General features: G+C 55.1%; 22 protein-coding genes. 2 read left to right on the plus strand and 20 right to left on the minus strand.

All coding sequences use genetic code 11. The features are described 5' to 3' along the window. Nucleotides 1-7: 7 nt before the first annotated feature. Together TURPA_RS19330 and TURPA_RS19335 are read right to left on the minus strand one after the other, a co-directional pair. Nucleotides 8-1,594 (minus strand): alpha-isopropylmalate synthase regulatory domain-containing protein, encoded by a 1,587-nt coding sequence (locus tag TURPA_RS19330; RefSeq protein WP_014804955.1) that lies wholly within the window; start codon nt 1,592-1,594, stop codon nt 8-10. Nucleotides 1,595-1,808: 214 nt separating this feature from the next. Then, on the minus strand, nt 1,809-3,989 hold the full coding sequence (locus tag TURPA_RS19335; RefSeq protein ID WP_053332249.1) for an alpha-glucosidase: 2,181 nt from the start codon (nt 3,987-3,989) through the stop codon (nt 1,809-1,811). 106 nt (nt 3,990-4,095) lie between these two features. Here TURPA_RS19335 and TURPA_RS19340 point away from each other — a divergent pair, with 106 nt between their 5' ends. Continuing rightward, nucleotides 4,096-5,490, plus strand: a complete 1,395-nt coding sequence (locus TURPA_RS19340; RefSeq protein WP_014804957.1) for a thymidine phosphorylase — start codon at nt 4,096-4,098, stop codon at nt 5,488-5,490. 35 nt (nt 5,491-5,525) lie between these two features. On the opposite strand, the gene TURPA_RS19345 is transcribed toward TURPA_RS19340, so the two are convergent. From TURPA_RS19345 to TURPA_RS19430, 18 genes are all read right to left on the minus strand, one after another. Beyond that, the gene (locus TURPA_RS19345; RefSeq protein WP_014804958.1) at nt 5,526-6,002 is read right to left on the minus strand and encodes a YaaR family protein; all 477 of its coding nucleotides are present in this window, start codon (nt 6,000-6,002) and stop codon (nt 5,526-5,528) included. Between the two features lie 56 nt (nt 6,003-6,058). Beyond that, the gene (locus tag TURPA_RS19350; protein WP_014804959.1) at nt 6,059-6,415 is read right to left on the minus strand and encodes a bactofilin family protein; all 357 of its coding nucleotides are present in this window, start codon (nt 6,413-6,415) and stop codon (nt 6,059-6,061) included. A 17-nt stretch (nt 6,416-6,432) separates the two neighbouring features. After that, the gene (locus TURPA_RS19355; RefSeq protein WP_014804960.1) at nt 6,433-7,542 is read right to left on the minus strand and encodes a murein hydrolase activator EnvC family protein; all 1,110 of its coding nucleotides are present in this window, start codon (nt 7,540-7,542) and stop codon (nt 6,433-6,435) included. A gap of 68 nt (nt 7,543-7,610) precedes the next feature. Further along, nucleotides 7,611-8,696, minus strand: a complete 1,086-nt coding sequence (locus TURPA_RS22330; protein WP_014804961.1) for an adenylate/guanylate cyclase domain-containing protein — start codon at nt 8,694-8,696, stop codon at nt 7,611-7,613. Continuing rightward, nucleotides 8,693-9,940, minus strand: a complete 1,248-nt coding sequence (locus tag TURPA_RS19365) for a sensor histidine kinase (protein ID WP_014804962.1) — start codon at nt 9,938-9,940, stop codon at nt 8,693-8,695. The genes TURPA_RS22330 and TURPA_RS19365 overlap by 4 nt, the downstream gene beginning before the upstream one ends. Continuing rightward, on the minus strand, nt 9,937-10,293 hold the full coding sequence (locus TURPA_RS19370; protein ID WP_014804963.1) for a response regulator: 357 nt from the start codon (nt 10,291-10,293) through the stop codon (nt 9,937-9,939). Before TURPA_RS19370 ends, TURPA_RS19365 begins: the two co-directional genes overlap by 4 nt. Before the next feature lie 93 nt (nt 10,294-10,386). Further along, nucleotides 10,387-11,043, minus strand: coding sequence for a response regulator (locus tag TURPA_RS19375; RefSeq protein WP_014804964.1), 657 nt, complete (start codon nt 11,041-11,043; stop codon nt 10,387-10,389). A gap of 52 nt (nt 11,044-11,095) precedes the next feature. After that, the gene (locus TURPA_RS19380) at nt 11,096-11,452 is read right to left on the minus strand and encodes a response regulator (RefSeq protein ID WP_014804965.1); all 357 of its coding nucleotides are present in this window, start codon (nt 11,450-11,452) and stop codon (nt 11,096-11,098) included. Nucleotides 11,453-11,553: 101 nt separating this feature from the next. Then, nucleotides 11,554-11,916, minus strand: a complete 363-nt coding sequence (locus tag TURPA_RS19385) for a response regulator (RefSeq protein WP_014804966.1) — start codon at nt 11,914-11,916, stop codon at nt 11,554-11,556. 157 nt (nt 11,917-12,073) lie between these two features. Then, on the minus strand, nt 12,074-12,430 hold the full coding sequence (locus TURPA_RS19390) for a response regulator (protein ID WP_014804967.1): 357 nt from the start codon (nt 12,428-12,430) through the stop codon (nt 12,074-12,076). 80 nt (nt 12,431-12,510) lie between these two features. Then, on the minus strand, nt 12,511-15,141 hold the full coding sequence (locus TURPA_RS19395; protein WP_014804968.1) for a PAS domain S-box protein: 2,631 nt from the start codon (nt 15,139-15,141) through the stop codon (nt 12,511-12,513). Further along, the gene (locus TURPA_RS22335) at nt 15,138-18,257 is read right to left on the minus strand and encodes a PAS domain-containing protein (RefSeq protein ID WP_053332250.1); all 3,120 of its coding nucleotides are present in this window, start codon (nt 18,255-18,257) and stop codon (nt 15,138-15,140) included. Before TURPA_RS22335 ends, TURPA_RS19395 begins: the two co-directional genes overlap by 4 nt. A gap of 28 nt (nt 18,258-18,285) precedes the next feature. Then, nucleotides 18,286-19,152 carry a CheR family methyltransferase gene (locus tag TURPA_RS19405; protein WP_014804970.1) on the minus strand — a complete coding sequence of 289 codons (867 nt, stop codon included), beginning with the start codon at nt 19,150-19,152 and terminating at the stop codon, nt 18,286-18,288. Beyond that, on the minus strand, nt 19,152-20,195 hold the full coding sequence (gene cheB, locus TURPA_RS19410; RefSeq protein WP_014804971.1) for a chemotaxis-specific protein-glutamate methyltransferase CheB: 1,044 nt from the start codon (nt 20,193-20,195) through the stop codon (nt 19,152-19,154). The genes TURPA_RS19405 and cheB overlap by 1 nt, the downstream gene beginning before the upstream one ends. Before the next feature lie 11 nt (nt 20,196-20,206). Further along, nucleotides 20,207-21,784 (minus strand): methyl-accepting chemotaxis protein, encoded by a 1,578-nt coding sequence (locus TURPA_RS19415; protein WP_014804972.1) that lies wholly within the window; start codon nt 21,782-21,784, stop codon nt 20,207-20,209. A 15-nt stretch (nt 21,785-21,799) separates the two neighbouring features. Beyond that, nucleotides 21,800-22,237 (minus strand): chemotaxis protein CheW, encoded by a 438-nt coding sequence (locus TURPA_RS19420; protein WP_014804973.1) that lies wholly within the window; start codon nt 22,235-22,237, stop codon nt 21,800-21,802. Further along, nucleotides 22,234-24,690 (minus strand): chemotaxis protein CheW, encoded by a 2,457-nt coding sequence (locus TURPA_RS19425; protein ID WP_014804974.1) that lies wholly within the window; start codon nt 24,688-24,690, stop codon nt 22,234-22,236. Before TURPA_RS19425 ends, TURPA_RS19420 begins: the two co-directional genes overlap by 4 nt. Further along, nucleotides 24,690-24,998, minus strand: coding sequence for a hypothetical protein (locus TURPA_RS19430; RefSeq protein WP_157210600.1), 309 nt, complete (start codon nt 24,996-24,998; stop codon nt 24,690-24,692). Before TURPA_RS19430 ends, TURPA_RS19425 begins: the two co-directional genes overlap by 1 nt. Nucleotides 24,999-25,207: 209 nt before the next feature. Between TURPA_RS19430 and TURPA_RS19435 the strand changes: the two genes are divergently transcribed. Next, nucleotides 25,208-26,278: an HD-GYP domain-containing protein gene (locus TURPA_RS19435; protein WP_014804976.1), complete on the plus strand. Its 1,071-nt coding sequence runs from the start codon at nt 25,208-25,210 to the stop codon at nt 26,276-26,278. Nucleotides 26,279-26,338 lie beyond the last annotated feature (60 nt).

Genomic DNA, 26,338 nt, shown 5'->3' on the forward strand with positions numbered 1-26,338 from the left:
CGGCCGCTTACCTGCGCAGAATTACGTTCAGCATGCGCTCGGTTGCGCGAATTGCGGCAATGATCTGGTCGGTATCGACCCCGCGGGTCGTCAGGTTGTTCTTGCTGCTGCCAAAGCCCGCGAGTTCGCCGCCGAGCATCGCTTTGTCGGGCTCGCCCCGGCCTTTGTCTTGCGAAACGTGCTGCGCCAGACTCCAGGTGATTTTGCACTCGACCAGCGCCGATGTCTGCCCGCCCGGCGGTATGCGCACCTCGTAGTCGATGAGCCGCGGCAGGCCAAGTTTGTTCTCTTTGGCCCAGATGCTCAGCGCATTCATGAAGGCATCGTAACCGCCTTCGCCCTGGCCAGAAACCTGCGAGGCCTTGCCCTTATATTCAACGGTGAGCGAACACATGGGTGTCACGTGCAACCCCGACGTGACCGTCACCTGCGTGATCTCAATAATCTTTTCTTCAGGCCGTTTCAGAACCTCGCCAATAATGAACGGCAGATCATCCATCGTGACCTGCTTTTTCTGGTCGCCGAGTTCGATAATGCGCTGCAGCACCTGCGCGCGTTCGTCGTCGGTCAGCGTGATGCCGAGAGTTTTGAGATTCTGGTCGACAGAAGCTTTGCCCGCGAGTTTGCCGAGCGCGTAGCGGCGGTCACGGCCGAATCGGGCCGGTAAGAGCCTGCTTTCGTAGAGCCCGCCTTTTTTATCGCCGTCAGCGTGAATGCCCGCAGTCTGCGTGAAAACATCTTCGCCCACAATCGGCGCATTCGCCGCAAGGCGTTTACCTGAGAATGTCTCTACGGTGCGCGACAGCTGAAAGAGGCTTTTTTCATTCACGCTTGTCTTCATCTGCAGATGGTCGTGAATGCCGGCGACGACTTCGGCGAGCGAAGCATTGCCCGTGCGTTCGCCGAGGCAGTTCACGGTCGTGTGCACTCCGTGCGCGCCTGCCCGTATCGCTTCGAGCACATTCACCGTGCCGAGGCCATAATCGTTATGCGGATGAAAATCAAAATGCTGCCCGGCATAGCGCGCGGTAATTTCACGCAGCGCTTCTGAAACCTGGCTCGGATAAAGCACACCCAGCGTATCGGGCAGCATCACCCTGCCGACAGGCTGCGCCACGATAAAATCGAGAAACTGAAACATATAATCGCGCGAGTGCAGCCAGCCATTTGACCAGTCTTCAAGGTAGACGTTGACCGCCCGGTCGTGCTTCACCGCGTAATCGATCGTGCGCTCAATATCGGCAAAATGTTCTTCGGGTGTCTTTTTTAGTTGGTGTGTCAGGTGATTGAGGCTGCCTTTTGTCAGCATGTTGAGCGTCATCGCGCCCGCGTCGATCAGCCAGTTGACCGAACGTTTTTCATCGACAAAGCCCAGAATCTCAATGCGCTGCAAGAGCTTACGGCCCCCGCTTTTCTTTGCCCAGTCGGTAATCAGCTGCACACTCTCAAGCTCGCCCTTCGAAACGCGCGCCGATGCGACCTCGATAAAGTCGACGTTTGCCTTTTCAATCAATAGGCGCGCCATCTGCAGTTTTTCAGACGGCGCAAAGGCAACATTGTAAGTCTGCTCGCCGTCGCGCAGCGTCGTATCCATGATCGTGACGGTGCGTGTTTTTAACGCTTTTGAGGATTTCTTAAGTGCTGTTTTTTTCAATGTTTCTCAGGCGGCACGCTGCTCCAATCTGTGCAGGCACACCATGTGCCCCGATGCGTATGCTTTTCATGCGGAGAAGAAGATTTCAAGAGATAGAACCAATGAAGATCAGGGCGTGGCGGCTAGCCGCCAAACAACCTGCAGCGCAACCCCATCAGTTTTCTGGCTTCTTCTCGGGAGCAAGCAGTGCCTCGAGCGCCGCAACTTCGGGGGCGTCGGCGCGAATAAACGCCACGGGCACCCCTAAAGGCGCAGCAAACTCGTGCCAACCCGAACTGCGTATCAAGGTACCGGTTGAGGACTCAATCCAACCGCCGGCAGGCAGATAAACTCTGCCTTTTAGAGCCCCTTCTTTAATGACCGGGGCTACAATCACGTCACGCCCGAGCATGAACTGGTGGCGCAGCGCAAAGGTGTTGTGGTCAGCCGGGTAGTGCAAGAACAGCGGCCGCATTAGCGGCATACCGCTTGCAGCGGCTTCGGCCATCAGCTGCTTCATGAGCGGAGCAAGCCGCTGGTGCAGGCGGCCCAACGCGGCAAATTCGCCCGTGATACGTTCGTCGCTGTAGACCTGGTAGTTTTTCTCAGGGCGGTTGCCCTCGTGGTTGCGAAAGAACGGGGTAAAGACCGCCATTTCAGCCCAGCGAAGCAAGAGCTCGCGGCTGCGGTGGTAGTTTTTGAGCGGGTTGTTGATCGTCGTATAACCGCCGATGTCGCTGTGGTTGAGCGTCAGGCCCGAAACGCCGCCCGTAAGCATACCCGTAATTGCCGAAGCTAGCCCGTCGAATTCGTCGAAGGTCACAAGCTGATCGCCCGCCCAGAACAAAGTCGAATGCGCTGCTGAGCCGGTGAAGCCCGAACGCGTGAAGAACACGACTTCGCCCTCAAGCCCGCTTTCGCGAATCACCTCGCGGTTGAGACGCGCCCATTCGGTAGCGTAGCGATTATGCCAGGCTGCGCCGCGTTCGCCGTCGGCCATTTGCGAATCCCACGGCAGCCATTCGCCGAAATCAGCCATGTACCCCGCAAGGCCAGCCTGCAACATATTCTGTTTAATAATACCTTTGAGATACGTGCGTGCATTGGCATTGGCAAGATCAATCAAATAAGCAGGAAAACCCACGGTACGAATTTTGTACGGCTGCCCAAGGCGGTCGCGCACGAGAAATCCTCTCTGCTTCGCTTCTTCGAAGATCGGCCCCTCGTCTGCCAGAAACGGATTAACATAGCCGAGCACGCGAATGCCGCGCGCGCGCAGCGATGCTACCCACCCTCTAAAATTGGGGTAGGCCTTTTCATCGGGCAGCCAGCGCCACCACAGCTGCGAGCCAAAATTGGTCAGGCGCCGGCCAACCCAATCCTGAATCCAGATTGCAGTAACGGGGTTTCCTGCCGCAAGCGCAGCGTTCAAGACCTGCTCGACCTTGTCTTTGCCGCCCTGAACCCCCAGAATCGTGCCGAGCGCCCAATCGGGCAGCGGCCGCATGCGGCCAGTGCGTGCGGTATATTTCTCGATGAGCGCTGCATAGCTGCCAGAAGTGTTAAAGCTCAGCTGCAATTCATTCTGCCAGATGTCGACGCTGTAGCAGCTGCGGCCAAAATTCCAGACCTGGTATTCATTCTGCACTGTATCGAATGATCGGTAAGCTGATGTGAAAAAGAACGGAACCGGCGCATAGGTCGTCACGTCGCTGCCGCCGGCGCCTGCGGTGATATTCGCCCCCGCAGTGATCGGCTGAGCGCCGCGCCCCACGCCCTGCTCTTCTGTCAGCATCGGCAGCCGTTTGCCCCGCAGATCGAGATGCGTGAACTGCTCGCCGCCGCCAAAAATATGCTCATCGGGCTCGGCCTGAAATACGAGTTGAAGGCGATTGAAGCGGTGATCGCGCGCCTTGATTGCCATAACGGGAGCACCATCGACCAACCGTATCGTCAGGTCGGCGATCGCTGTGGCACCGCTGCTGCAATTCAGGTGCGCTTCGATCAAGATCCCCTCCGGTTCGACCTTGCCAGAGGCGAGTTGTTTTAACCGGCAGTTTTCTTTGACCGTGTCGGCCATCGTATAGCTCGCCATACGCTCGCGCACCATGTCTTCTGCCCTGCGCAAAGAGAGAAAAGCGTCGCTGAGACTCAAACGCAGCAGCACCCGGTTTTGCCGCTCGTCGAGTATGCGCATCTCTGACTGGGTCGTATCGACGATTATGGGCTTCAGCTCCATGTGGCGCATGAAAGACGGCGCCAGTTTTACGGGCTCGTGAAAGCAGCCTGCGGGTATCGCCACGAGAGCCGAAAACAAGACGCATCTGAATCCTACTGATTGCCCTGAAGATTTCATAGGCGAAAATCTGAGCAGCACCTGACCGGACAATCACCTTCAGCGACTTTCTGCAGAGTCAGTAATCTGTTGCCTCTGCGGGCCTGCTTTGCAGACTTGCTCTCTTATGAATGAAATTATTGCGCGTAAAAAAGCGGGCCTTAAACTCACGAAAGCTGAAATCGACCGCGTGGTGAAGGGCGTCACCACCGGCGAAATACCCGATTACCAGATTACTGCATTGCTCATGGCAATCTGCTTTCAGGGAATGGATGTTGAGGAGCGCTCGCAGCTCACCAGGGCGATGGCCGAAAGCGGTAAGCGGCTCGACTTCTCTGCCGTTAAAGGCGTGAAGGTCGACAAACATTCTACCGGCGGCGTCGGTGACAAAACGTCGCTCATGCTCGCCCCCTGGCTCGCCGCCGCCGGCCGCAAGGTGCCGATGATCTCGGGCCGCGGCCTTGGCTTCACCGGCGGCACACTCGATAAACTCGCCGCAATACCGGGCTATTACTTTGAACACGAGCAGGCGCGCCTGACTGCGCATCTCAACACCACAGGTTGTTTTATCATCGGTCAGAGCGCCGACATCGCGCCTGCAGATAAAAAAATCTATGCGCTGCGCGACGTCACCGCAACGGTCGATGAAATATCTCTCATCACCGCTTCGATTCTGAGCAAGAAACTCACCGAAGACCTCGACGTACTCGTTATGGACGTCAAATGCGGCAGCGGGGCGTTCATGCAGAATTTGAAAGACGCACGCGCACTCGCAACTTCGATCGCCAATACCGCAAACAAGGCCGGGGTCAAAACCACCTGCCTCATCACCGCGATGGATTTTCCGCTCGGGCGCTATACTGGCAACACAATCGAGACCTGGGAGGCCTTCGAGTTCTGCAAACCCACTGGAATCTATCTGGAAACCGCAGAAAAACTTTTTGTCAAAAAGGCGAAACTCAACCGCGAAGAACTGCTGGTAGCTTCTCTCGTCGAAATCACTGTCGAACTCGCGGTCGCCATGCTCGAGCCTGCGTCGCGCACAAACTTAAAGGCCCGCAAGAATGCCTTGGCGTCGCTGATGGGCCTGTGGCGCAGCGGCGCCCTGAGGCAGAAGATGGAAGCCTGGGTCAAGGCACAGCTGGGCGACGTGGCGGGCCTCGAAAAGAAGGCTGAAAATATTCTAAAGGCGTTCGCGGCGAACGATACCAAAACTGTTTACAACTACCGCGCTCCGGCGGCTGGCTACTTCTCTCACGCCGACAGCCGGGCGATTGGCAACCTTATGGTCGATCTGGGCGCCGGTCGCAAAAAATCGACCGACGCGGTGGTCGACCAGGTCTCGCTCGAAATGCTGAAATACCCTGGCGAACCGGTCAAGAAAGGCGAGAGCCTGCTGCGTATTTATAAAGAAGACCTGCAAGCAAACGATTGTAAACAGGTTGATGCCGTCTGTAAACTGGCTCTCAAGATTGGCAAATCGAAGCCGAAAATTGCGAAAAATATATTAGCCCGCATCTGATCTGCTGCGCACGCTGCAGATCAGGTGCGGCAGCCTTAAGCGCGTAGATCAAAAATCAATCCGCGAATCTGCCCCATGAGGTGCAGCGCGATCACGACGTCCTGGTTGCGGCGCATGAGGCCGCTGTAAAGCTGCGCCAGTCGCGTGTCGATGGTCTTGATGATTTCGTAGCGACGCTGGCGTTTGTCTTCCCAGCCCTGCAGGCGGTAGCTGCGCTGAATGAGCATGTTGCAGAGAAGTTTCACCGTCTGCTTGTATTTTTCATAACGATCACGCGAAGGGGCATCGGCAAAGTCGCGTTCGTCGTTGTCGAGGTTCGCCATCAGATCTTCGAGGGTGCTACCCCGCTGTGTCGCCGTCTTCTTCTGTAGAATCTGCGAGACCATGCCTGAGAAGCCCGATTGCGCAGCAGCTGCGCTGTTTTTTTCGCCTGCCTGGGCATGTGAGATTCCGGCGCGCTGTGCAAGATCACCCGTTGCGGGTCTTAAGTGCGATGGCTGCACCTGCTGCATGCACGATTATCGGCAGATTTATTGATTTAGCTGATCGTTTTCCCTTCGGGAAACGATCAGCTACCGACGTTCAAATGATTAATGCGCGCCCGGCCTTCAAAGATGACGCCTTCATCGACCAAAAGATTTGCGGCGACGATGTCACCCATGACTCGCGCGTTTTTCATCAGGTGCACGAAATCGAGCGCATAGATATTACCATCGACACGACCTGAGACGATGACGCTATCGGCTTCGACATTGGTTTTCACATGACCCGTGGGCCCGATAATCACCTGCGTCGTCGAGCGCACGGTGCCGCTGACGGTACCGTCGACGCGCAATGCGCCTGTGAGCTGAAAATCGCCATGAAAGCTGTCGCCTTGCCCGACGTAACTCGAAATGACCGCGACCGCATCTATCTGTTTTTTCATCGCTTATGCTCCTGCAATTACGCGCCGGCGAGCGGCAGGTAGGGCATCGGATTCACCGCTTCGACCCCGATGTGCACTTCGTAGTGCAAGATACTCTCAAAGTTGTCATCGGCATGGCCGACGTTGCCGATCGGTTCGCCCTTGTTGACCTTCTCTTCTTGCGAAACCGTCACGACTTCGATGCCCTTGTAGACCGTCTCGTAGCCGTAATTGTGGCGGATTTTGACCGTATAGGTCAGGTTTGCCTCTTTGTTGATGCTGACGACGATTCCCGGGGCTGTCGCGGCCACCGCTGCGCCATGCGGCACCGCAATGTCGACACCGGCATTGTAGCCGACGTTCAGCCGGTGCGACATGCGCACAAAACCGAACGGGTTAATGATGTAACCCTGTACGGGCCAGATCGTCGGCGTATTCTTCAGCACACGCTCTCGCTTCTTCAGATATTCCTGCACCTGCCCCAGCGAACCGCGCGAAATCTCCATGTCGTGCAGCATGCGGTTCATGAGAAATATTTCGAGCGGTATTTTTTCAGGGTCTTTGCTCTCTCTGGTCTTTTGCTGCAGTTCTGCCAGCTGCGCGGCGAAACTATCGCTCGCGCTCGCCGGCTTTTCATTCGTGCCCTTCGACAATGACTGCAGCGACGAAAGGTTCTGGCGAATATCTTCGTAAGACTTGCTGAGTTCGATAATTTCTTGCCGAACCTTCGCGAACTGTACCTCGGCATCTTTGTGCGAAACGCGCAGCTTATCGACTTCTTGAATCGTGCTGTTATGGCGAATCACCAGAAATGCACTGACGAGTAGCACGAGCCCCAAAACCGAGGTGACGATAATCAGCGTCAGATTGCTGATGTGGTAATTGCGTATTTTGAGCTCGTTGTGGGGAATAAACATGAGCGTCAGACGCTCATTGCGCTTTTTCTTGATCCACAAGAGCAGCTTCTGCTGGCTCTTGGCGAGGCGGCCAATCGCGGGTGCGGCCATTTTGACCGTCGCTTTGCCCTTCATCGCCCAGGCGCCGAGGCCTTTCGGGGCACCCGTCGGGGTGATTTCGACTTCTATTGCAGCCTTGCGCGAATTTTCACCGCCTGACTTTGCCGATCGACTGGACTTATTCTTCTTCATGGGGAGCGAGTACGGTGTCAGCCTTGGGGCAGATTTTGCACCGTCAAACCATATGTAAAAACAGAACTTTAGCTGCTGAAAAACACCGCATCGGTGCCGGTCGCCGCTGCCTTATGCGCCAGGCCATCGACGAGAAAAATCTCCATCGGCTGCGTGCGGCCACGCACCCGACTCACCTGCAGTTTTCGCACTTTCAGGTCTTGACCTGCCAGATCGCGGGTTTTGCGATCGATGATGAGATCAAAGCGTGTCTGCTTGGTTAACCCTTCGAGGCGCGCGGCAATATTGACGGTGTCACCAATCACGGTGTAATCCCTTTTGCGGTATGAGCCGATGGTACCGGCAAATACGCGCCCGGTTGCAATGCCCATGCCGATAGAGATATCTTCTTGTATGTAGGCCGGTTTCGTGCTGTTGAACAGGTGAAGCGTGTCGCGAATCGCCAGGGCGCACTCAACGGCATTGCGGGCATCGCGTTCACCCCGCACCGGGCAGCCAAAGGTCGATAACAGGGCGTCGCCGATAATTTTATTGACTGACCCCTTGTACGTCAGTATTAAATCCATAATATCTGTATAGAGGCGGTTCAACAACGCTGCAATGAGGTTGGGTTCGACGCCTTCGCTGATGCGTGTAAAATTGCGAATGTCGAGAAAGAAGATTGTGGCTTCGAGATTCTCGCCATAATCGTGGTTTGTGGCTTGCTGGCCCAGAATCATCTTTACCACATCGCCCGAAAAATACGCTGAAAGTTTCTCGATATGGCCATCGAGTTCGGCGATGCGGCCCGCCAGATTGACCGCCTCGATCACGCGCCGTACTTTTATGATGAGTTCTGCGTGGTCGATATCAGGTTCAAGAATTTCTGCTACGCCCATCTGCAGCATTTGCTGCCTCTGAGGTTTCGCGAGGTTCGCACAGATCACAATGACAGATCGCTTTCCCGCATTGCAGTGATGTTGAATTTCGGGCAGAAAGTCAGTATCGACTACCGGAGCATAAAACACGAGAAGCTGCGCAGTGTCTGAAACAGGCGGCAGTGGCCGGGTGCCTGAAAAAACGCGGACTTCAGAAAGTGTGCTGAGTGCTGCTATGATACCTTCAGGGGGTGAATCTGACCGGTGCACCAGGCAGATTGCCGGTTTGCTGCTCACCCTGCCCTCTGCAACGTCAACTCAGCGACGATGCGATTTGCGCGCTCTGCGCCGTCGGCCGCAACTTCGGTTGCAGGCAATTCAATCTGGTACAGATATAGCCGCGCGCCACACTGCTCGGCCGCATGCTCGGCCAGAGTCAGGCCAATACCGAGACCATATTTCTGCTCGCGAAACCGGTCGTCCCACGTATTGTTTAACCTGAAGAACGGCTCGAACACCCGTTTTTCAAAGGCAGCGGGCACGCCGGTGACACCGCCGCGCATCGTCTCGATCTCACTCACGACCACCACCGAGTAGATCTCGGGCGTCACATAACACATAAGCCGTACTTTACTTTTCGCGGGAGAGTATTTGTAAGCGTTCAAGAGCAGCTCGGCGATGATTTCACCGATCGCCTCAGCGTTGCCGCGCACCGTGCCGACAAATTCGCTCAGCGCCATCACTACTTCATGACCCTTAATCGCTCTGAAATGCTCACTGTTTTTGACGGCAGCGGTTATCGCATTATTCACGGTCGTGAACGGCAGCAGATCGGCCTCGTAACGTTTCTGCAGGCCGGTCAGAATATTTTCAAACGCGGCCAGCCACTGCCGCGCGGCGCTCGCATTCTTGACGAGGCCACTGATCGTTTCGTCACCCTCTTTGATTGCCTGTATCGCCGGTGACATCTGCAACAGATCGATATAGGTCAATACAGCGCCGATGCCCAGACCCTGTGATGCCGAGTGCAGAATGTTTCGAATCAGTGACCGTGCGTATTCGAGCTGGCGGTGGCGTTCTGCATTTTCTTCACCCATGAGCCACTGCGCGGGGTTCTGCCGCCGCAATTGCCGTTTACGCTGCAGCTCTTGCTGCTCACGCTTCTGCAAGACGAAGGCGAACGCCTTCTTGAGAATCGCGATGATATCGAGCGTGCCGGCATCGCCATCGACGATCGCGAATGTACTCTGGCACAGATCTTTTTCTGCAGAAAGCCTGCCGTTCTCGGCGTTCCAGATTATGATCAGCAGCGCCGGGTTCTCGCGGCGGCAGAGTAAAATCAGGTTGCGGCATGAATTGGCATCGCCGGTGGCGAGCAGTGCAATTTCGGGTACTGCTGTGCGTATCGTCTCACCGAGCTTGTCACGTTCGGTGACAAAATGCCGCCGCGCCTTGAGAACTCCTGAAAGTGCGCTCGAACACCAGGCGACCTGCGCTTCGGTACCGAATATAACGATACCAATGTTCTCTTCGCCGCTCATGTCAGAATCTGCTTTACGATCGCGAGAAACTGAGCGGGTTTAATGGGCTTGACTATCCAGCCGTCGACGCCGGCATCTTCGCCTGCCTTGCGCTGGCTTTCTTGCCCTTCTGTCGTCAGCGCGAGAATCGGAATATCGCCGTTCAGCGCCCGCACCGCCTTGACGAATGCGTAGCCATCCATCACCGGCATATTGATGTCGGTAATGATCAGGTCGAATTCGCCTGACTTGAATTTTGTCAGCGCGTCTTCGCCCTCTTCGGCCAGGGTAACCTCATGCCCGCCCGACCTTAATGCCTGCGACACGATGGCGCGCATCGGCTCTGAATCGTCGACCGCAAGAATGTTTGCCATGGGTTAGAGAACCATATTTTATCTGAAAAGTCAATTGGTTTAAGGGCGCATCGCCTTAGGTAGAATTACGTAGCAGCGAGTTATCTGCTGCGATTACAATAGATTGTGGTCCATTGCATACTTGACGAGTTCGCTCATCGTCGTGATGCCCAGCTTTTCGCGCACGTTGCCGCGGTGCGCTTCTACTGTGCGTGCGCTGATATCGAGCCGTTCGGCAATCTCTTTGCTCGTGAGGCCATTGGCGGTCAGGCTCAGAATTTCTTTTTCGCGCTGCGTCAACAGGTCTGCAGTCAGCGGGCTCGAAAGGTCGGTCGAATAGTCGTCGACGATGAGGCTCGTCATCTCTGCCGAAATAACACGTTTGCCCTGGCGAATATCGCTTATGGCGGATATCAATTTATCATGCGTCTCTTCTTTGAGAAGATAGCCTTTCGCCCCTTTTGCGAGAGCCCGCTTCAGGAAAGGTTTTTCTTTATGAGTCGTCAGCACGAGCACCGCCACCCGGGGAAAGTGCATTTGCATGTATTCGAGAGCTTCGATGCCGTTCATGAGCGGCATATTCAGGTCGAGCACGACCATATCACAGGGAATTTTCGCCAACAGGTCGAGCAGGTCTTGACCGTTACCGACTTCGCCGACAACCTTGAACCCGGGTTTGCCTTCGATCAGCACTTTCACGCCGGCGCGCAAGATCGAATGATCGTCTGCGAGAATAATCTGGTAGTCTTTGGGGGCAGCCGTTGTTGACATGACGCTGCTAGCAGGCTGCGCCGGCGTTTATCTGCGTCAAGCGTTATCGAATCTACAGAATCTGTTTGATGATATCGATGAACTGCGCTGGCTTGAAAGGTTTTACAAGCCAGCCGTTCGCACCTGCATCCGCACCTTTTTTTCTCATGCCTTCTTCAGATTCTGTGGTGAGCGCCAGAATCGGCACATCGGCGTTGCGCGAGCGTATTTCACGAATAAGACCAATACCATCCATCTTGGGCATGTTGATATCGGTGACGACTAGCCCAATATCACTCGTGCTGACGAATTTTTCAAGACCGTCTTCACCGTCATTCGCGAGAATCACGTTATAATTGCCCGCCGTGAGGGTCATTTTGACCATCTGCCGCATGGTTTCTGAATCGTCTACCGCCAGAATTGTTTGCATGTTCGCTGAGCCTGCCACGAGACGAGGCTATAGCACGGTTTTCGGCAAAAGTCAATTGAGCAGCCTACCTGCCCAGGTAGGTATAGTTACTATACGTAAGTTTACGTATGGCTGACGAGTTGGCGAATCACTTCGAGAAATTGCACAGGTTTAAAGGGTTTCTGCACCCAGCCGTTCGCCCCGGCATCTTGCCCACGTTTGCGCATCGCCTCTTGCCCTTCGGTTGTGAGCGCCAGAATCGGCAACTCTTCATGCAGGCGCCGCGCATGCTGAATCAGGTCGATACCATGCATCACCGGCATATTAATGTCAGTCACCAGCAGATCAAAATCCTCTGCCCTGAGTTTCTCGAGCGCGTCTGCGCCATTTTGCGCCAGAGTCACCTCGAACCCGGCCGAGCCGAGCACGAGCCCCACCATTTTGCGCATCGGCTCTGAATCATCGACTGCGAGTACCTTTCCCATTTGTAGCTCCTGTTACAATGAGTATAATCGGTACCGCGGCAATCGACGAATTTTTGTCTTATGTTTCAAAAAAACCTTTGACAATTATTCAGAAGGGGGATATCCCCCGTTCTGGCCGCAGAAACGCTGATTCGGGGTAGATCCCCCGCTATTTTCATTAACGCAGAAGCTGCCTGATATAGTCGAGTAACGGCTGCGGTTTAAAAGGCTTCACCACCCAGCCGTTCGCCCCTGCATCATGGCCGCGACGCCGCATTGTTTCTTCTGATTCGGTGGTCAGGGCGACGATTGGCACATCGGGAGAAATAAGGCGCACCTGGCGAATAAACTCGATGCCGTCCATATAAGGCATGTTGATGTCGGTAATAATGAGATCGACCGGTGACTTCTGGTACAGCTCTAGCGCCTCGGCGCCATCACCCGCCGAGACGACGTCGTAGCCCCCGGCTTTGAGCACCAAGGCGAGCATCTTGCGCATGGGTTCTGAGTCGTCGACAGTGAGAATTTTTGGCATCGCCTACCTGCGGCGAAAAACCCGGTCAGCCCGATAACGCGTCAATCGTTAAGGCTACGAGAAGTTGCCGTGCCGTCATCTCAAGCGGTGGGTGACTGCTGCTCGGGCGGCAGCAGAACGTGCAGCGTGAGTCCCTGTGGTGAACTGGTGAAGAACATATGCCCGCGTAAACCGCGAACCCGCTCGCGCATCAGCGCAAGGCCTATGCCTTCGGCGTCCGCTGCGTCGCTGAATCCTTTACCGTTATCGGTGATTTCGATTTCGAGATTCTTATCGATTCTGCGCGTGGCGATCACGACGCGCGAAGCACCCGAATGCTTGAGCGCATTCGTGACCGCTTCTTGTAAAATTCGGTAGCAGTTGATACTCCAGTTTTCCGGAAAGAAATTTTCTAGCGCAGCCAGGTCGTGCTGAATCTCGACGCGCGAGAGTGTCGCCGCAGACTGCAGCATATCTTCAACCGCCAGCGCCAGGCCAACTTTTTTCATGTGGCTCGGGGTGAGCCGGCGTGAAATCTCACGGGCTTTGCGCAGCGTCTCTGAAATCGGCTCGAGCAGCAGTTTTTCGTTCTCTGGTGTGCGCAGGTTCTTGTCGTCAAGAAAGCGCAGCAGATTGAGTTTGGTGAGCACCAGGCTCTGCCCGAGCACGTCGTGCAGCTCGCTCGAGATTTCTGCCCGTTCGGTTTCTGAAATCGCGATGAGTCGCTGCGAGAGTTCGAGTATGCGCTCGCTCTGTTCTTTGCGCTCGGTGATATCCAGAATCGTGCCGGTATAGCGTTTGGGTGTGCCATCGGCTGCCCGTGCAACGATTCGTCCCCGGGCGAGAATCCAGACCCAGCGGCCGGTTTTGTGGCGCATGCGGTATTCCTGTTCCATACGGTCTGCAAGTCCGTTTATATGATCGGCCAGAGCCTGCTGCATGCGATCGACATCATCAGCATGCAGATGTGTCCACAGGTCTGCCGCCTTATTGACGATCAGCTCGCCTTGATCGTACCCAAGAATTTCGGCGAAGCGGGCATTAAAGAAAGTCTCGCCGGTCACCATGTCGGTATCGATCAGCCCCAGCTGCGCGCCGGTCAACGCCAGCTCCATTCGTTCGCGAGCCGATTCGAGTTCAGCTTCGGCCCGCATTTTCTCTGTGACATCCGTCTGAATCGCCACAAAATGTGTCACAGCCCCGGCTTCGTTGCTGACCGGTGCGATATTGAGGCTCGAATAAAAGACCTTACCCGACTTATCGTAATTACGCAAAACGAAATCGCCGCCCTCGAAGCGTTTTAGCGCCTCGCGCAGGCGGCGAAGATCTTCTTGGTCGTTGTCGCCCCGGTGCAAGAAGCGGCAATTTTTGCCGATAACCTCATGCGCGGCGAAACCCGTTATTTTAGTGAAAGCGGCGTTTACATAGGTGACGGGCATATCGGGCAATCTCGCGTCAGAGATGATGACTCCGCTCGCCGAACTGTTCATTGCATGCTCTTGCAGGCGCAGACGCTGTAATTGCTGCAGGTTGCGTTCGCGCTGCAGATAAACTTCGGTGATTTCGAGAAAACTGGCAACGGCCCCGTTTTGCGTGCCACCGGCCGCCCTTATCGGCGCTGCCGAAACGGACAGCCATTTGGTAGTGCCATCGGGAAACACGATACCGTGCTCAAACCCCGTTACCGTTTGCCCCTGCTGCAGCGCGCGGCTGAGCGGCAGCACCTCGACAGGCAGCGGCTGAAAGTTCAGATCAATCTGTTTCCAGTAGTCTGCTTGTTGATAATATCTGCCGGTTACCTTGTCGCGCTGAAGCTCAAGAATCTGTGCTGCGCTGTCGTTGGCCAAAGTAATTTCGCCCGTAGCTGAAACCACGACAATGCCGTTGATCTGGCTTTCGATCACCGACTGCAGAAACATTTCACGCTCAACAACTTCGATTTCGAGTTTTTTTCTTTCGGTGATATCCTGACAGGTGCCAAATGCCTTTTGCGGATTGCCAGCCTCATCGAATACAATGCCCCAGCGTTCTTCGACAAATTTAGTGGAGCCATCTGTCGCCACGATTCGGTGCACTATCGAATGCCGCTCAGGGGATTGCAGAGATTCACGAAACGCCTGATCGACCGCTGCCCGGTCGTCAAGGTGCACAAACGAGAGAAAAGCTTCATGCGTCGCGGCAAAACTCTGCGGATTCAGACCAAATATGCGGTACGTCTCGTGCGACCAGTTTACGGCGAGTGTTTTCAAGTCGGTTTCCCAACTGCCGATTTTTGCCACTTCTTGCGCGGCCCTGAGGCGCTGCTCGTTTTCGCTGAGTGCCCGCGCGCTTTCACGTGCGGCCGCGCGCACCCGGGCCTCGCGCACCTCGCGCTCAACTGCTGGCCCCAGGCGCTTCAGCGACGACTTCATGATGTAGTCGACCGCGCCGGCGCGCATCAACTCGACCGCGACCCCCTCGCCGATTGCCTGCGAGACGATAATAAAAGGAATATCTTTACCGGTGCGGCTCAGAATCTCAAGCGCTGTAATCGCATTAAACTGCGGCAGGCGAAAATCTGAGATGACAATATCCCACGGTTGCTCGAGCGCCTTGTTCAGTTCGGCAGAAGTTTCGACGCGCAGGCTGCGCACGGCAAAGCCCTGCGAGACGATGTGGTGCTCGATCAGCGCCGCGTCGCTGATCGAATCTTCAATGATGATGACCGCGAGCTCTTTGGGCATTGAATTCATCTGGCACCTGCCTCGCTTGCCTGATTGCGCAGCGTAAACGAAATAGTTGTGCCTGAGTCAACAGCCGATTCGGCGCTGATTGTACCCTGGTGGCGGTGTACGATACGTTGCGCCGTAGCGAGACCGATTCCATGACCGGGGTAATCCTTCTCAGAATGCAGACGCTGAAACGGCGCGAACAGGCGGTCGGCGTATTGCATATCAAAACCGATACCGTTGTCGCGAATGCAGTAACAGGGCGAGCCTGTGGCTTCTTTCTGAAAGAAGCTAATCTGAACGGCGGGCTTCTGCCGACTGTATTTGACGGCGTTCTCGAGCAGGTTTCTGATGAGCACTCTGGCAAGCGCGGCATCGGCATAAACGACCATCGCCGGCTGAATTTCTGCTTCGATCTTACTCTCGGGGTTTTCGATGCGCAGATCGTTCAAAATTTGCTCTGCAATCTGCGAGAGATCGACAGCCGTTATCACCAATTCAGATTGTGAAACGCGCGCAAGCTGCATCATCGCTTCGCCCATCGAAGTCATGGCAGCCAGCTCACGCCTCACGTACTGCAAGATGTCTTCTGCATTCTGGTCGAATGCACCCCTGAGTTTCTGCTGCAGAATATTCAGCCAGCTTTCAGCGCGTACCAACGGTGCCTTCAGATCATGCGAAAGCGAATAGCTGAATGCTTCGAGTTCTTTATTAATCTCTTCAAGCTCGAGCGTTCGCTCTTTGACCCGTTGCTCGAGCACCTGCGCCAGGTCGCGAACCGACCTCTGCGATTCGACGAGATCGGTAATGTCTGAGGTGACACAGATTGCCGATTCGATGGCCGGTACAAAACGGCTGATTGCGTGAACCCAGCGAAGCTCTTTGCCCTCTGCCCGGCGCACTCCGAAAGTCTGCGCAAAAGCCTGCTCAGTAGCCTGATTCGCGATGACTTGCGGCAGCACGCCCTCGGGATAAGGCTGGTGGTTTTCGTCGTAGAATATTGCCCCGCTTGCCGCCACCCCAGAACCGAGAGCGCTCTGAACTCCGGCGACTTCAATTACCTTGGGGTTTGATCGCAAAACATTGCCCTGCCTGTCGATAACCATTAAACCCACAGGTGCGGCATTAAATACTTCATCGAGCAGAATGGCGTTACGACGCGCTTCTTCGCGGCTGCGCACTTCGCTGTCGATATTCTTGAGAGTGCCCACAAGACGCGAAGCTTTACCCGCTTCGTCGCGCTCGACGACGACACCGCGGTCTTTTACCCAAATATAGTCGCCGCGTTTGCTGCGCATGCGCAGCGTCATGTCAAATGCTTCCATATCGCCGCGCAGATACCCCTGCAGATTTTCGTTCATCGCCTGCAAATCTTGCGGATGGATAAGTTTTTCCCAGTCGACGAGGCTGTGCTTGAGTTCGCCCTTGTCATAACCGAGCATCGATTCCCAGTGGTGTGAAAATTTTACGGTGTTGGCCCTCGGGTCAAAGTCCCAGACAGCATCGACTGTTGATTCGATGGCAAAGTCGAGCAGAATCTGGTTTTCCCTGATCTGCTGCTCGGCATAGGTGCGCCAGCGATCGATGGCAAAACGTTCGAGCGCCAGCGAAATTTCGTGCGCCAGCTGCTCGAAAGATTCAATCATGTGGGCTGAGAAGAAGTTTCCGGGCGCTGCGTAGATATTCAGGCTCATCGGCCGGCCGTTCGAGTGAATGAAATACACACTCGCGCATGAGTACATGCCATACTTCAGGCGCCCGGGAGTAAAAATGTCATGCGATGTGATATCGAGATGATTAACGAAGACACTGCGCTTCTCGCGCATAGCCCGGCCGGTAGGCCCCCGCCCTTCGGGCAGGGTTTCGTCTGTAGAAATTTTATGCTCGTCCAGGTACGCCATGGCCTTACCTGCGGCCGCCTTCACGATTACCTCTTGCGAATCTGCCGCCTCTTCACCTATCCAGGCGAGCAGCACGTCGTCAGAAACTGTACACGAATTCACAATCTGTTCGAGCAGCACCTCAGCGTCAGCGGCCTCACCAAACGCCTTGCGGCAATGGCTCAAGAGCTCATAGATAAGCTTGAGCTGCTTTAGCTCCTCATCTTTCTTCTTGCGTGCGGTAATGTCGACCATTACGCCGCGCAGCCACCGGGGTTCGCCCGCTTCGGCGACTACCGTCACCAGATCGCGCAACCAGACGATTCGGCCGTCTAACGCCACAAAGCGGTACTCAAACTCATGCGGCTGAAGCAATCGCGCGCGCTCGGCACAAAATTGCGGCGCCCAAATTTGGTCGTCTTTGTAAATGTGTGCCTGCCAAAAGCCAGGCTTCAGCCAGTCGCTCGCCGGGTAACCGAGCAGCCGTTCGGCTTTGCTGCTCACATACGTGAAAGTCACCGTGCGTGCATCAGCCTCCCACACGATACCGTCAATCGAAGCCACCAGGTCGTCGAGGCGATTGGCGACGCTGATGCGCCTGCGTTCACTCGCTTCGTTTGAAATTGCCAGAAAAATGAACGACGGCATGAACGCTGTAGCAAAAAATAAAATGGTCGTTGCAAGGTCGATGCCCGCATCGGTCAGGGTAGAATAATGCGGATCGCTCAGGTACAGAAAATTCGCGATCGTGCGCAGAGCGAGCGCTAACCCAATGAGGCTGAGAACCGCACGCAGGCCCAGACGCATTCGTTTCGAAACCGCCTCTGAATTGCCGGGCAACACAAATGCCATCCAGAGAATGACGAAGGTATGGTATGCAGACGAGATGATTCCCCTGACGGGGCTGCGGTAATCTGCATAGGTAAAATACAGCAACAACAATTCAAAGTTGATCAAGATCACCCACTGAATACGGGGTACGGGTCTGGCATTGAGCAGCCGATAAAAGCCATCGAGCAAGAGAAGCGTTCCCGGCAGCATGACCGTCGCCCCAGGCAAGAGCCAGGCCCATTGGGGGTCATTGCCCCGCAGTACGATAATAATCCAACCTGCGCCGTGCAGCGCCATACCGGCCGCCCATGACAGCATACCCACAACGGAATTCTGGCTGCGCCACCGAAGAATCAGAAACCAGCCTGCAAAGAGCAGGCAGTTGACACCGGTCATGAAAGTCAGCGCTGCCGATGATAACTGTGGCATATATATTTCTTAACCTGCGGCTTAGCCGCTATTCAGTTTTTTTCTTTCGCGCAAACAAAGTCACATTTGCGGTATTCATTTCGTAATAGCGCGCGAGACCGAATTCGCGCAGAACATAATCGGTTAAAATGCCGTTCAGTGATTCGGCTGACCCCAGAACCAGTACACCTTCGGGCTTGAGGGCGGCTTTCATCTTTTGAAATAGCGCGAGGCGCAGATCGGGCGCAAAATAATACGCGACGTTTCGGCAGAAAATGATATCGAAGCGGTCGGGTGCGGGCTCGGTGACGAGGTTCATCGGCTTGAATTCGATCGCCGGTAGCAGAGTGCGGTTGATCTGGGCACCCCCGTCGGTTTCGCTGAAGAATTTCTTGCGAAATTTTTCGGGTAACCCCCGCGATAGTTCGAAAGAGGTATAGCGCCCCTGAACGGCCTTTGCGACCGACTCTTCAGAAATATCTGTCGCGATAATCTGCGTCTTGCGTACCAGTTGCAGATGAAACTCAGCGAGCATCATGGCGATTGAGTATGGCTCTTGCCCCGTTGAGCATGCGGCAGACCAGATCTTGAGCGGCGGGTACTGGCCATCGCCTGCCCCTTGAAAATTGCGCTCTTTCCATTCGGGAATTATCTGCTCAACGAGTGCATCGAAAATACTCTCGTCACGAAAAAAACGCGTTTCGTGGGTCGTGATTTTTTCAATCACGCGGCTGATGAGTTTCTGGTTGGTACCTTTCTCGATTTCATGCAGCAGGGCGGCATAACTTGAGACACCATGCTCTTTCATCACCTCGGGAAAGCGGTGTTCGAACAGATAATATTTTTCGGGTTCAATATGCAGGCCGGTGAGCCGTTTGATGGCGTTGGCGATCGCGGGAAAAGCCTGATCAGACATTATCGCAGATACTCCGTGATTTTTTTTGCCAGCCCTTCGACGTCATGTTCTTCGTCGATGATGCCATCGCGAATGGGCTTTGCCGGCATGCCGAAGATGACGCAATCTTCTTGCTGCTGCGCCATAAGGTACGCGCCACCGGCTGACAGGGCCTTCATGCCCATATAACCGTCTTCGCCCATACCCGTCATGATAATCGCGGTCGTCTCGGGCGCGCAGAATTCGGCCGCCGAGTTAAACAAGATATTCACCGAGGGTTTGCAAAGCTCTTTCGGATCGCTCTCTTCGACTATAATGACTGCGTCGCCGTGGGCATCTGGTTTCAGCCGCATCTGTTTGCCGCCGGGTGCGATGTAGACAGTCGCAGGCTGCGGCCTTACCCCTGTCGTCGCCTCAACAATGGTCAGGGCACTTTCTTCGTTGAGGCTTTCTGCGAGCTGTGCGGTAAAAAGGGGTGGCATGTGTTGCACCACAAGAATGCTGCCTTTCAAATCTGCCGGCAAGAGCTTGAACAGGCGGCGCAGCGCGGGCGGGCCGCCGGTTGAAATGCCGATGAGGCAATAGCGAAACTTCTTGACGGCCCTGGCATCGCGGGCCTTTAACAGCGGCTTAGGTTCTGCCGGCGCGACCCGGGTGGTGTTGGTTACAACAAACCCCCGAATGTGTTCGAGAAGTTTTGCTCGCAGGTCGTCTGCGACGGTGCCGCCGAGGGCCCCCGCCGGCTTGGCAATAAAGTCGTCAGCCCCGAGTTCGAGTGCCTTAAGCGTCAGCCGCGCACCCTGAGTGGTGTGCGTGCTGAACATGATAATGCGCGTCTTGGGCGAGAGCCGCTTGATTTCGGGTATCGCCGCAAGACCATCCATCTCGGGCATGTCGTAGTCAAGCAACACGATATCGGGCTTGTAGTGATTGACGCGCGGCATCGCGAGCCGCCCGTTCGAGGCCACCGACACAACCTCTACATCGGTAACCCCTGCCAGCGCGTTTCTGAGAAAGAGCCTGTAGACTTCAGAATCGTCGACAATCAGAACCTGAGTCTTCATCGCCCGGCGAACTACTTGATGACTTTGAATTCCTGAACGACACCGGTCAAGAAATCAGAGAGTTTCTTCAGCGCCGACGAAAGCTCAGAAATTTTATGCGCGTCTTTCGCACTGTCAGTCACCGCAGTGCTGATACCAGAGATGTTCTTGTTTATCTCGGCCGAAGCGCCCGATATCTGGTTAACGTTGCTCGCAATCTCTTTTGTCGTCATCGATTGTTCTTCGACGGCAGAGGCGATGCTTGCGTTGCCTTCATTGACACGGTTGATGATGCCGGCTATATTGCCGATCGCCGAGATCGTATCGTCGGTACTTTTCTGAATCGCCTGAATCTGCTTCTTGATGTCTTCTGAAGAAGCTGCTGTCTGTCGGGCGAGTTCTTTCACTTCAGAGGCCACCACTGCAAAACCTTTGCCCGCTTCGCCTGCGCCGGCCGCTTCAATCGAAGCATTGAGCGCGAGCATGTTGGTCTGCTCGGCAATTTTGGCGATGATTTCGATCACCTTGCCAATACTTTCAGCACCGGTGCCAAGATCGCGTACAAGCCCCTGCGCATCTTGCGCGATCGATGCGGCTTCTTTAGAGACGCGCGCGCCTTCTGAAGCTTTGGTTGCCACTTCGCCGATCGATATCGACATCTCTTCGACCGCGCTCGAAACAACCTGTAGATTCTGATTCATCTGGTTTGCGGCAGATGAAATGCTCGTCGTCTGCTGCGAAATCTGTTCGATACCTGTTGAAAGATTCTGGCTCGAATCGGCGAGTGTTTTGGCGCCGCTGTTCAGATCTTTGCCCGTTTCAGTCATCTGAAAGATGAGGCCCGAGATATTCGTGTTCATGATCTGAAGCGACTCGAGAACGCGCCCGGTCTCGGTACTGTCGCGAACGTCTATAGAACGGGTGAAATCCCCCTCGCCCATGTCTTTCAATAGTTCGTTCGCGAGCTTCACGTGTTTCAAGACGACGCTGCGCGTCCAAAGCAGCACCGGCAGCTTCAGAATGCCGATCGTGAGTCCCGCGCCGACAATGACGACTGCCGGGTAGTTGAGCAGGTAAAGCGTCAGCGGCACTATGCCCGTCGAAATCGAACCGACGACGAGAAAGCCGAGCCTTGCCCCAATGGGAATTCGGTTCAGAAACCGGGCGAAAGCCGATCGGGTGTCGACTTTGGCGTCTTTGCCCTGTTTGTTCAGCTTGAGGTAAAACTGTTCTGCTTTTTCAACCTCTGAGCGCGCCGGGGGCCGGCGCACCGACATGAAGCCTGCAAGCCGGCCATTCTTGTACTGCGGTGAAACCTGCGCTTCGACCCAATAGTGGTCGCCCGAATTCGCGCGGTTTTTGACGAGGCCGCGCCAGGGGTGACCAGTGCGGATTCTTTCCCACATGTCGCCGAACGCCGCCTGCGGCATTTCGGGATGCCTGACGATATTGTGCGGTTCGCCCACCATCGCGGCATTGTCATATTCAGAGATGTCGCTGAAGTCTTTGCTCGCGTAGACAATGACACCTTTCGGGTCTGTCTTCGAGACGAGCGTTGCTCCCTGCGGTATCGCTTTTTCTCTGTTGGTTATTGGCTGGTTGTTGCGCATTTGAACTCCTTGGGCTCAGTTGATTCTCGATGCAATGGAATGAAGATCTGGCACGAGAACCAATCCATCTTTGGTTTTCGCTACTTTGCGGATAAAATTGCTTTCTGATTCTGTCAGGTTGGCAGGCGGCCTTTCGAGTTCGTCTGCGCCCAGAAACGCCGTGTCGTTGATCGCATCGGCAACCACGGCGATCGGGTAACCCTGCACGCGCAGACGAATAATGTTGCAGAACTCGGTGAAGGCAGCTTCTTTGCGGTAACCGAGCAAGACTTCAAGATCGATGACCGTGATCACCGTGCCGCGCAGATTGGCAAGGCCGCGCACAAACGCGGGTGACCGAGGCAGGCGGGTCAGCTGCACGTCGTTGACAATTTCGCGGCAATGCGCAAGCTCGAGCCCAAACAGGTAAGCGCCCGAAGTCCACCGCAGGTATTCGGTCACAGTATTTGTCATGGGTTTACCGCCGTGGCTGCGAGCGAATTCTGCATCAGCGCAGTGAGGCTCAGCACGATGACAGTCTCATCTTTAATTATGGCATAACCTTCAATCTCAGCCCGGTCATTGGCCTCACGCCTGAGAGTGACCTTGTCTTCGACGATGTCCAGAATCGTATCGGCGAGCAATCCGTAACGTCTGCCTTCTGACTGCAGCAGAATCATATTGCGCTGCGGCACGGCTTCAAAGTTTTCGGGTTTCAGAAAGCCCATCGGCAGAATCGGAATTATCTCATTGCGGTAGTGCACGACCTGGCGATCGACGATCGTTTCGATATCTTTCGGGTCGACCGATTCGATGCGCGGCAATGCCATAACGCGAAAGGCAATACTGCGGCCATAAAGCTTAAAGAGCAGGTACTGCACTGTGGCCTCGGCGATCTGTTTTGTGGCGCGCGAAATCTGTTCGTCGGCAGCTGTCGAGTGCAGGTTTGAATGCCTGCCGACCAAAGCTGCGTCGATAATCGGCGCGATGCGGCCGTCGCCCATGATTGCAGCGCCCGAAAAAACCTGCCGGTCTTGCCCGAACTGCGGCAGCGTCTTCACCACCACTTCTTCGGTCTCGAGAATTTTCTGCACACGCAGGCCAAAATAGTATTTTTCGGTTCGCACGACGACGATGTAGGCCATGCGGCGTTCTTTGGCGGGCATCTCGAGTAATTCGTCGGTTTCAACCAAAGGCAACAGGCGCTGCCTCAGTTCGTAAGCCATTTTGTTCTGTATGTTGCGCAGCTTCGTTTCGTCGATTGTGACAACCTCGGCGATATTCTGCTGGGGTATAACAAAACGGAAATCATCGACTTCGACCGTGAGGCAGGTGAGAATGGAAAGCGTCTGCGGTATCACCATCGTCACGACGGTGCCTTTACCCGCTTCGCCGGTTATGTCGACAGTGCCACCCAGCTTGCTGATGTTGGTGCGCACGACATCCATACCGACGCCGCGGCCCGATATTGTCGTGACTTCGCCCTTGGTGCTGAAGCCGGGCAAAAACAGATATTCGGCGACGTCTGCCTCGCTGGCGGTGTCCGCACTCTCGCGCGTGATTAATCCTTTTGATACCGCAACGCTGCGAATGTGGTCGATATCGAGACCTTTACCATCATCGGCGACCCGAATCACTATGTTGCCCTCTCGCGTCTGCGCCTGAACGAGCACCGTACCGGCCTCATTCTTCTGCAACCGTAACCTTTCTTCGGGAGTCTCGAGGCCGTGGTCTACGGCATTGCGCAGAATGTGCATCAGCGGGTCGGCGATCTCATCGATGATCGCCTTATCAATTTCGATATCGCCGCCTTCGAGCCGCAGTTCTGCCTTCTTGCCGGTCTGCTGCGCGGTCTCACGTATCAGCCGCGGAAAGCGGTGAAACAAGACGTCGAGCACCTGCAGGCGCGTCTTCATCACCTTGTCTTGCAGGTCGGTAACCAGATAACTTAGTTTTTTTGCAAATGCCTGCAGCCCCTGGTCGGCATGGTGATCGACCTTGCGCACGAGCGCATTTCGGGTCAGCACGATCTCGCCCGTGATGTCGATCAAGGTATTCAGTAGATCGAGATGTACCTTCAGGTGGGTTTCGCGCACATGCGCATGACCTTCTTTGTGCGCGTCACGGCTGACCGGCGCCGAGGCTTTCGCTTCGGCCTTCGGTGGCTGCCAAAAGTAGTGGTGCAGCAGCACTTTGAGCCCTAGTTCAGTACCGATTTGCTCGGCGCTCGACGCGGTGCTCAGAATAATGAAGTATGGCAAAAAAGGGCCCTTGGGCTGATTGGTGATCGTCTCTTTGCGCAGCACTCCCAATGACAGCAGTGTGCCGGCCTTGTGCAGTGCCTGAAATTTCTGGTAGAGGTCAGAGAGCATTGTCTCGCCCTGGTCACCAAAATCGACCACAATAAACACCAGATTATGCCCGTCACGTTTGGCGATTTCCAGATATTTCTCTGGCAGGCGCAATTTTTGCGTCGCGGCGCGCAAGCGGTCAAAACCCGATGCAGGTTCTGCAGGGGCGGCTTTTTTCTCTGCGTTAAGGCTCTGGTGGCTCTTGCCCGCGAGTGCATCGAGCACGTCTTGAATGCCGATGCCCGCGAGTTTCTCCGCGTGGTCCATCTCGGCGACGAGCGCGCGCATACGGTCGATGACGGTAAGGCCAATATCAATCGATTCGGTACTGAGCGATTTGCCCTTTTCTTTCAGTGCCTCGAGAAATGTCTCGAACGCGTGGCAGATTTTGATAACGGGATCGAGCTCAAAGATGCCCGAATTGCCCTTAATCGTGTGTATCGCGCGCAATAGTTCGACAAAATGTTCGGCGTCTGTTGAGCGCTCCATCTCAAGCAGCAGCGCTTCTGAACGCTGCAAGAGCTCGCGAGTGGTCACGAGAAAAGATTCTTTAACTTCTTTGAGGTCAATCTGCACTATTGTACCTCGTGAAGGCGTGAAAAGGCGGAGCTAAAATTCAAACGCCGCATCATCGCGATAATTTTCGGCGACGCTTCCAGGTCGAACTCGACAGATTCGCCCCGCAGCTTCAGGCCGAGCGAGACAATCACCGAAACAACGCGCAGCGTCAGGTCGCCGGTATCGTAAAGGCGCACCGTGACATGCCTGACTTCTTGCCCTTCAAGCGTGTACATGAGGTCGCTCCACAACTTGTGTGTGTCAGCGCCAAAATCGGGCGCTTCAAGGGTGATGAAGGCGTTGCTTTTCTTTCTGAAAAAGTTCACGTTTGCTCCGAGGGACAGGTTATACATCATACATGGGGGTAAAGTCAATTGTGATGGCTACACGCTTGGCTCAGTAGACATACCTATGAGATGCACTCTGGTCGGCGCAAACACCTCATGATGCGGTGCATACGTAATACTACATACTCACAACTGTACGCTTGCCAATTGCAATCTCTGCCGTATTATGTTACATCTTCACCATGCAAATGAGCCCTGATACACCGATAACCGCCGGCCCCGCGTTGCAGTGGAACGGTTACCCCGCTACCGCGGCGACGGCCGATAAAACGGCGGCCCAAAACGTATCGGTGCTGATCGCAGACGACGATCTCGCAGTGCGGCGGTCTCTGCGCCAGACAATTGAAGCCTGGGGCTACACCGTCGTTGAGGCGGCGAGCGGCAGACAGGCGCTCGCACTGATGGCGGTCGACCCCAACCGCGTGGTGCTGAGTGATATCGACATGCCAGAAGGCGATGGCTTCGACCTGCTGCATGAAATCACCGGCCGCTATCCGCAGGCGGGCGTCATTATGGTGAGTGGCATGTCGCATGAGAAGATTATCGATGCGGCGATTGAAGGGGGCGCGCTAGGGTACGTGCAGAAGCCCTTTCGCCTGCCCGAACTAAAATCACAGCTCGCGGCCGCTGTGCGTAAACTGCAAAACCCTGGACGCACGCAAGATTTAGATACGGTCAAGGAATATGCCCGGCTATTCGTGATGACGAGCGATCTGCACCACATCGAAACCGGCTCGCATATACGCAGAATACAGAAGCTCAGCCGTCACCTCGCGCGTCTCGCAGGTTGCAGCGACACACATGCAGATCTCATCGGTGAAGCAGCCGGCCTGCATGACATCGGCAAACTCGCGATACCCGATGCGATTCTGAAAAAACCGGGGCCACTCACCCCCGAAGAGTTTGAAATTATGAAGACGCATCCGGTGCTCGGCGGCAAAATTCTCGAAGCGGCGAAAGACCCGCTCTTGAAATTGGCGCATGTGATTGCATTGCACCACCACGAAAGGTGGGATGGCAACGGCTACCCGCATCGACTGCAGGGTGAAGCCTGCCCGCTCGAGGCGCGCATCGTGGGTATCGTCGACGTCTACGACGCGCTGACTGAACGCCGCGTCTATAAAGAGCCGTGGCCAGTTGAAAAGGTGATCGAATTCTTTCATGAAAAACGCGAAAGTTCTTTTGACCCGCGTCTGGTTGACCTGTTACTCAGCAACTTCGCTGAGTTTGAGACAATTCGTACGGCAGAGCATTCGTAAGAATACCCCGGGTATTCATGGCCACGGCAGTTTCCTCATTCAGGAAACTCTGAGATTTCA

The organism is Turneriella parva DSM 21527 (assembly GCF_000266885.1).
Lineage (GTDB): Bacteria > Spirochaetota > Leptospiria > Turneriellales > Turneriellaceae > Turneriella > Turneriella parva.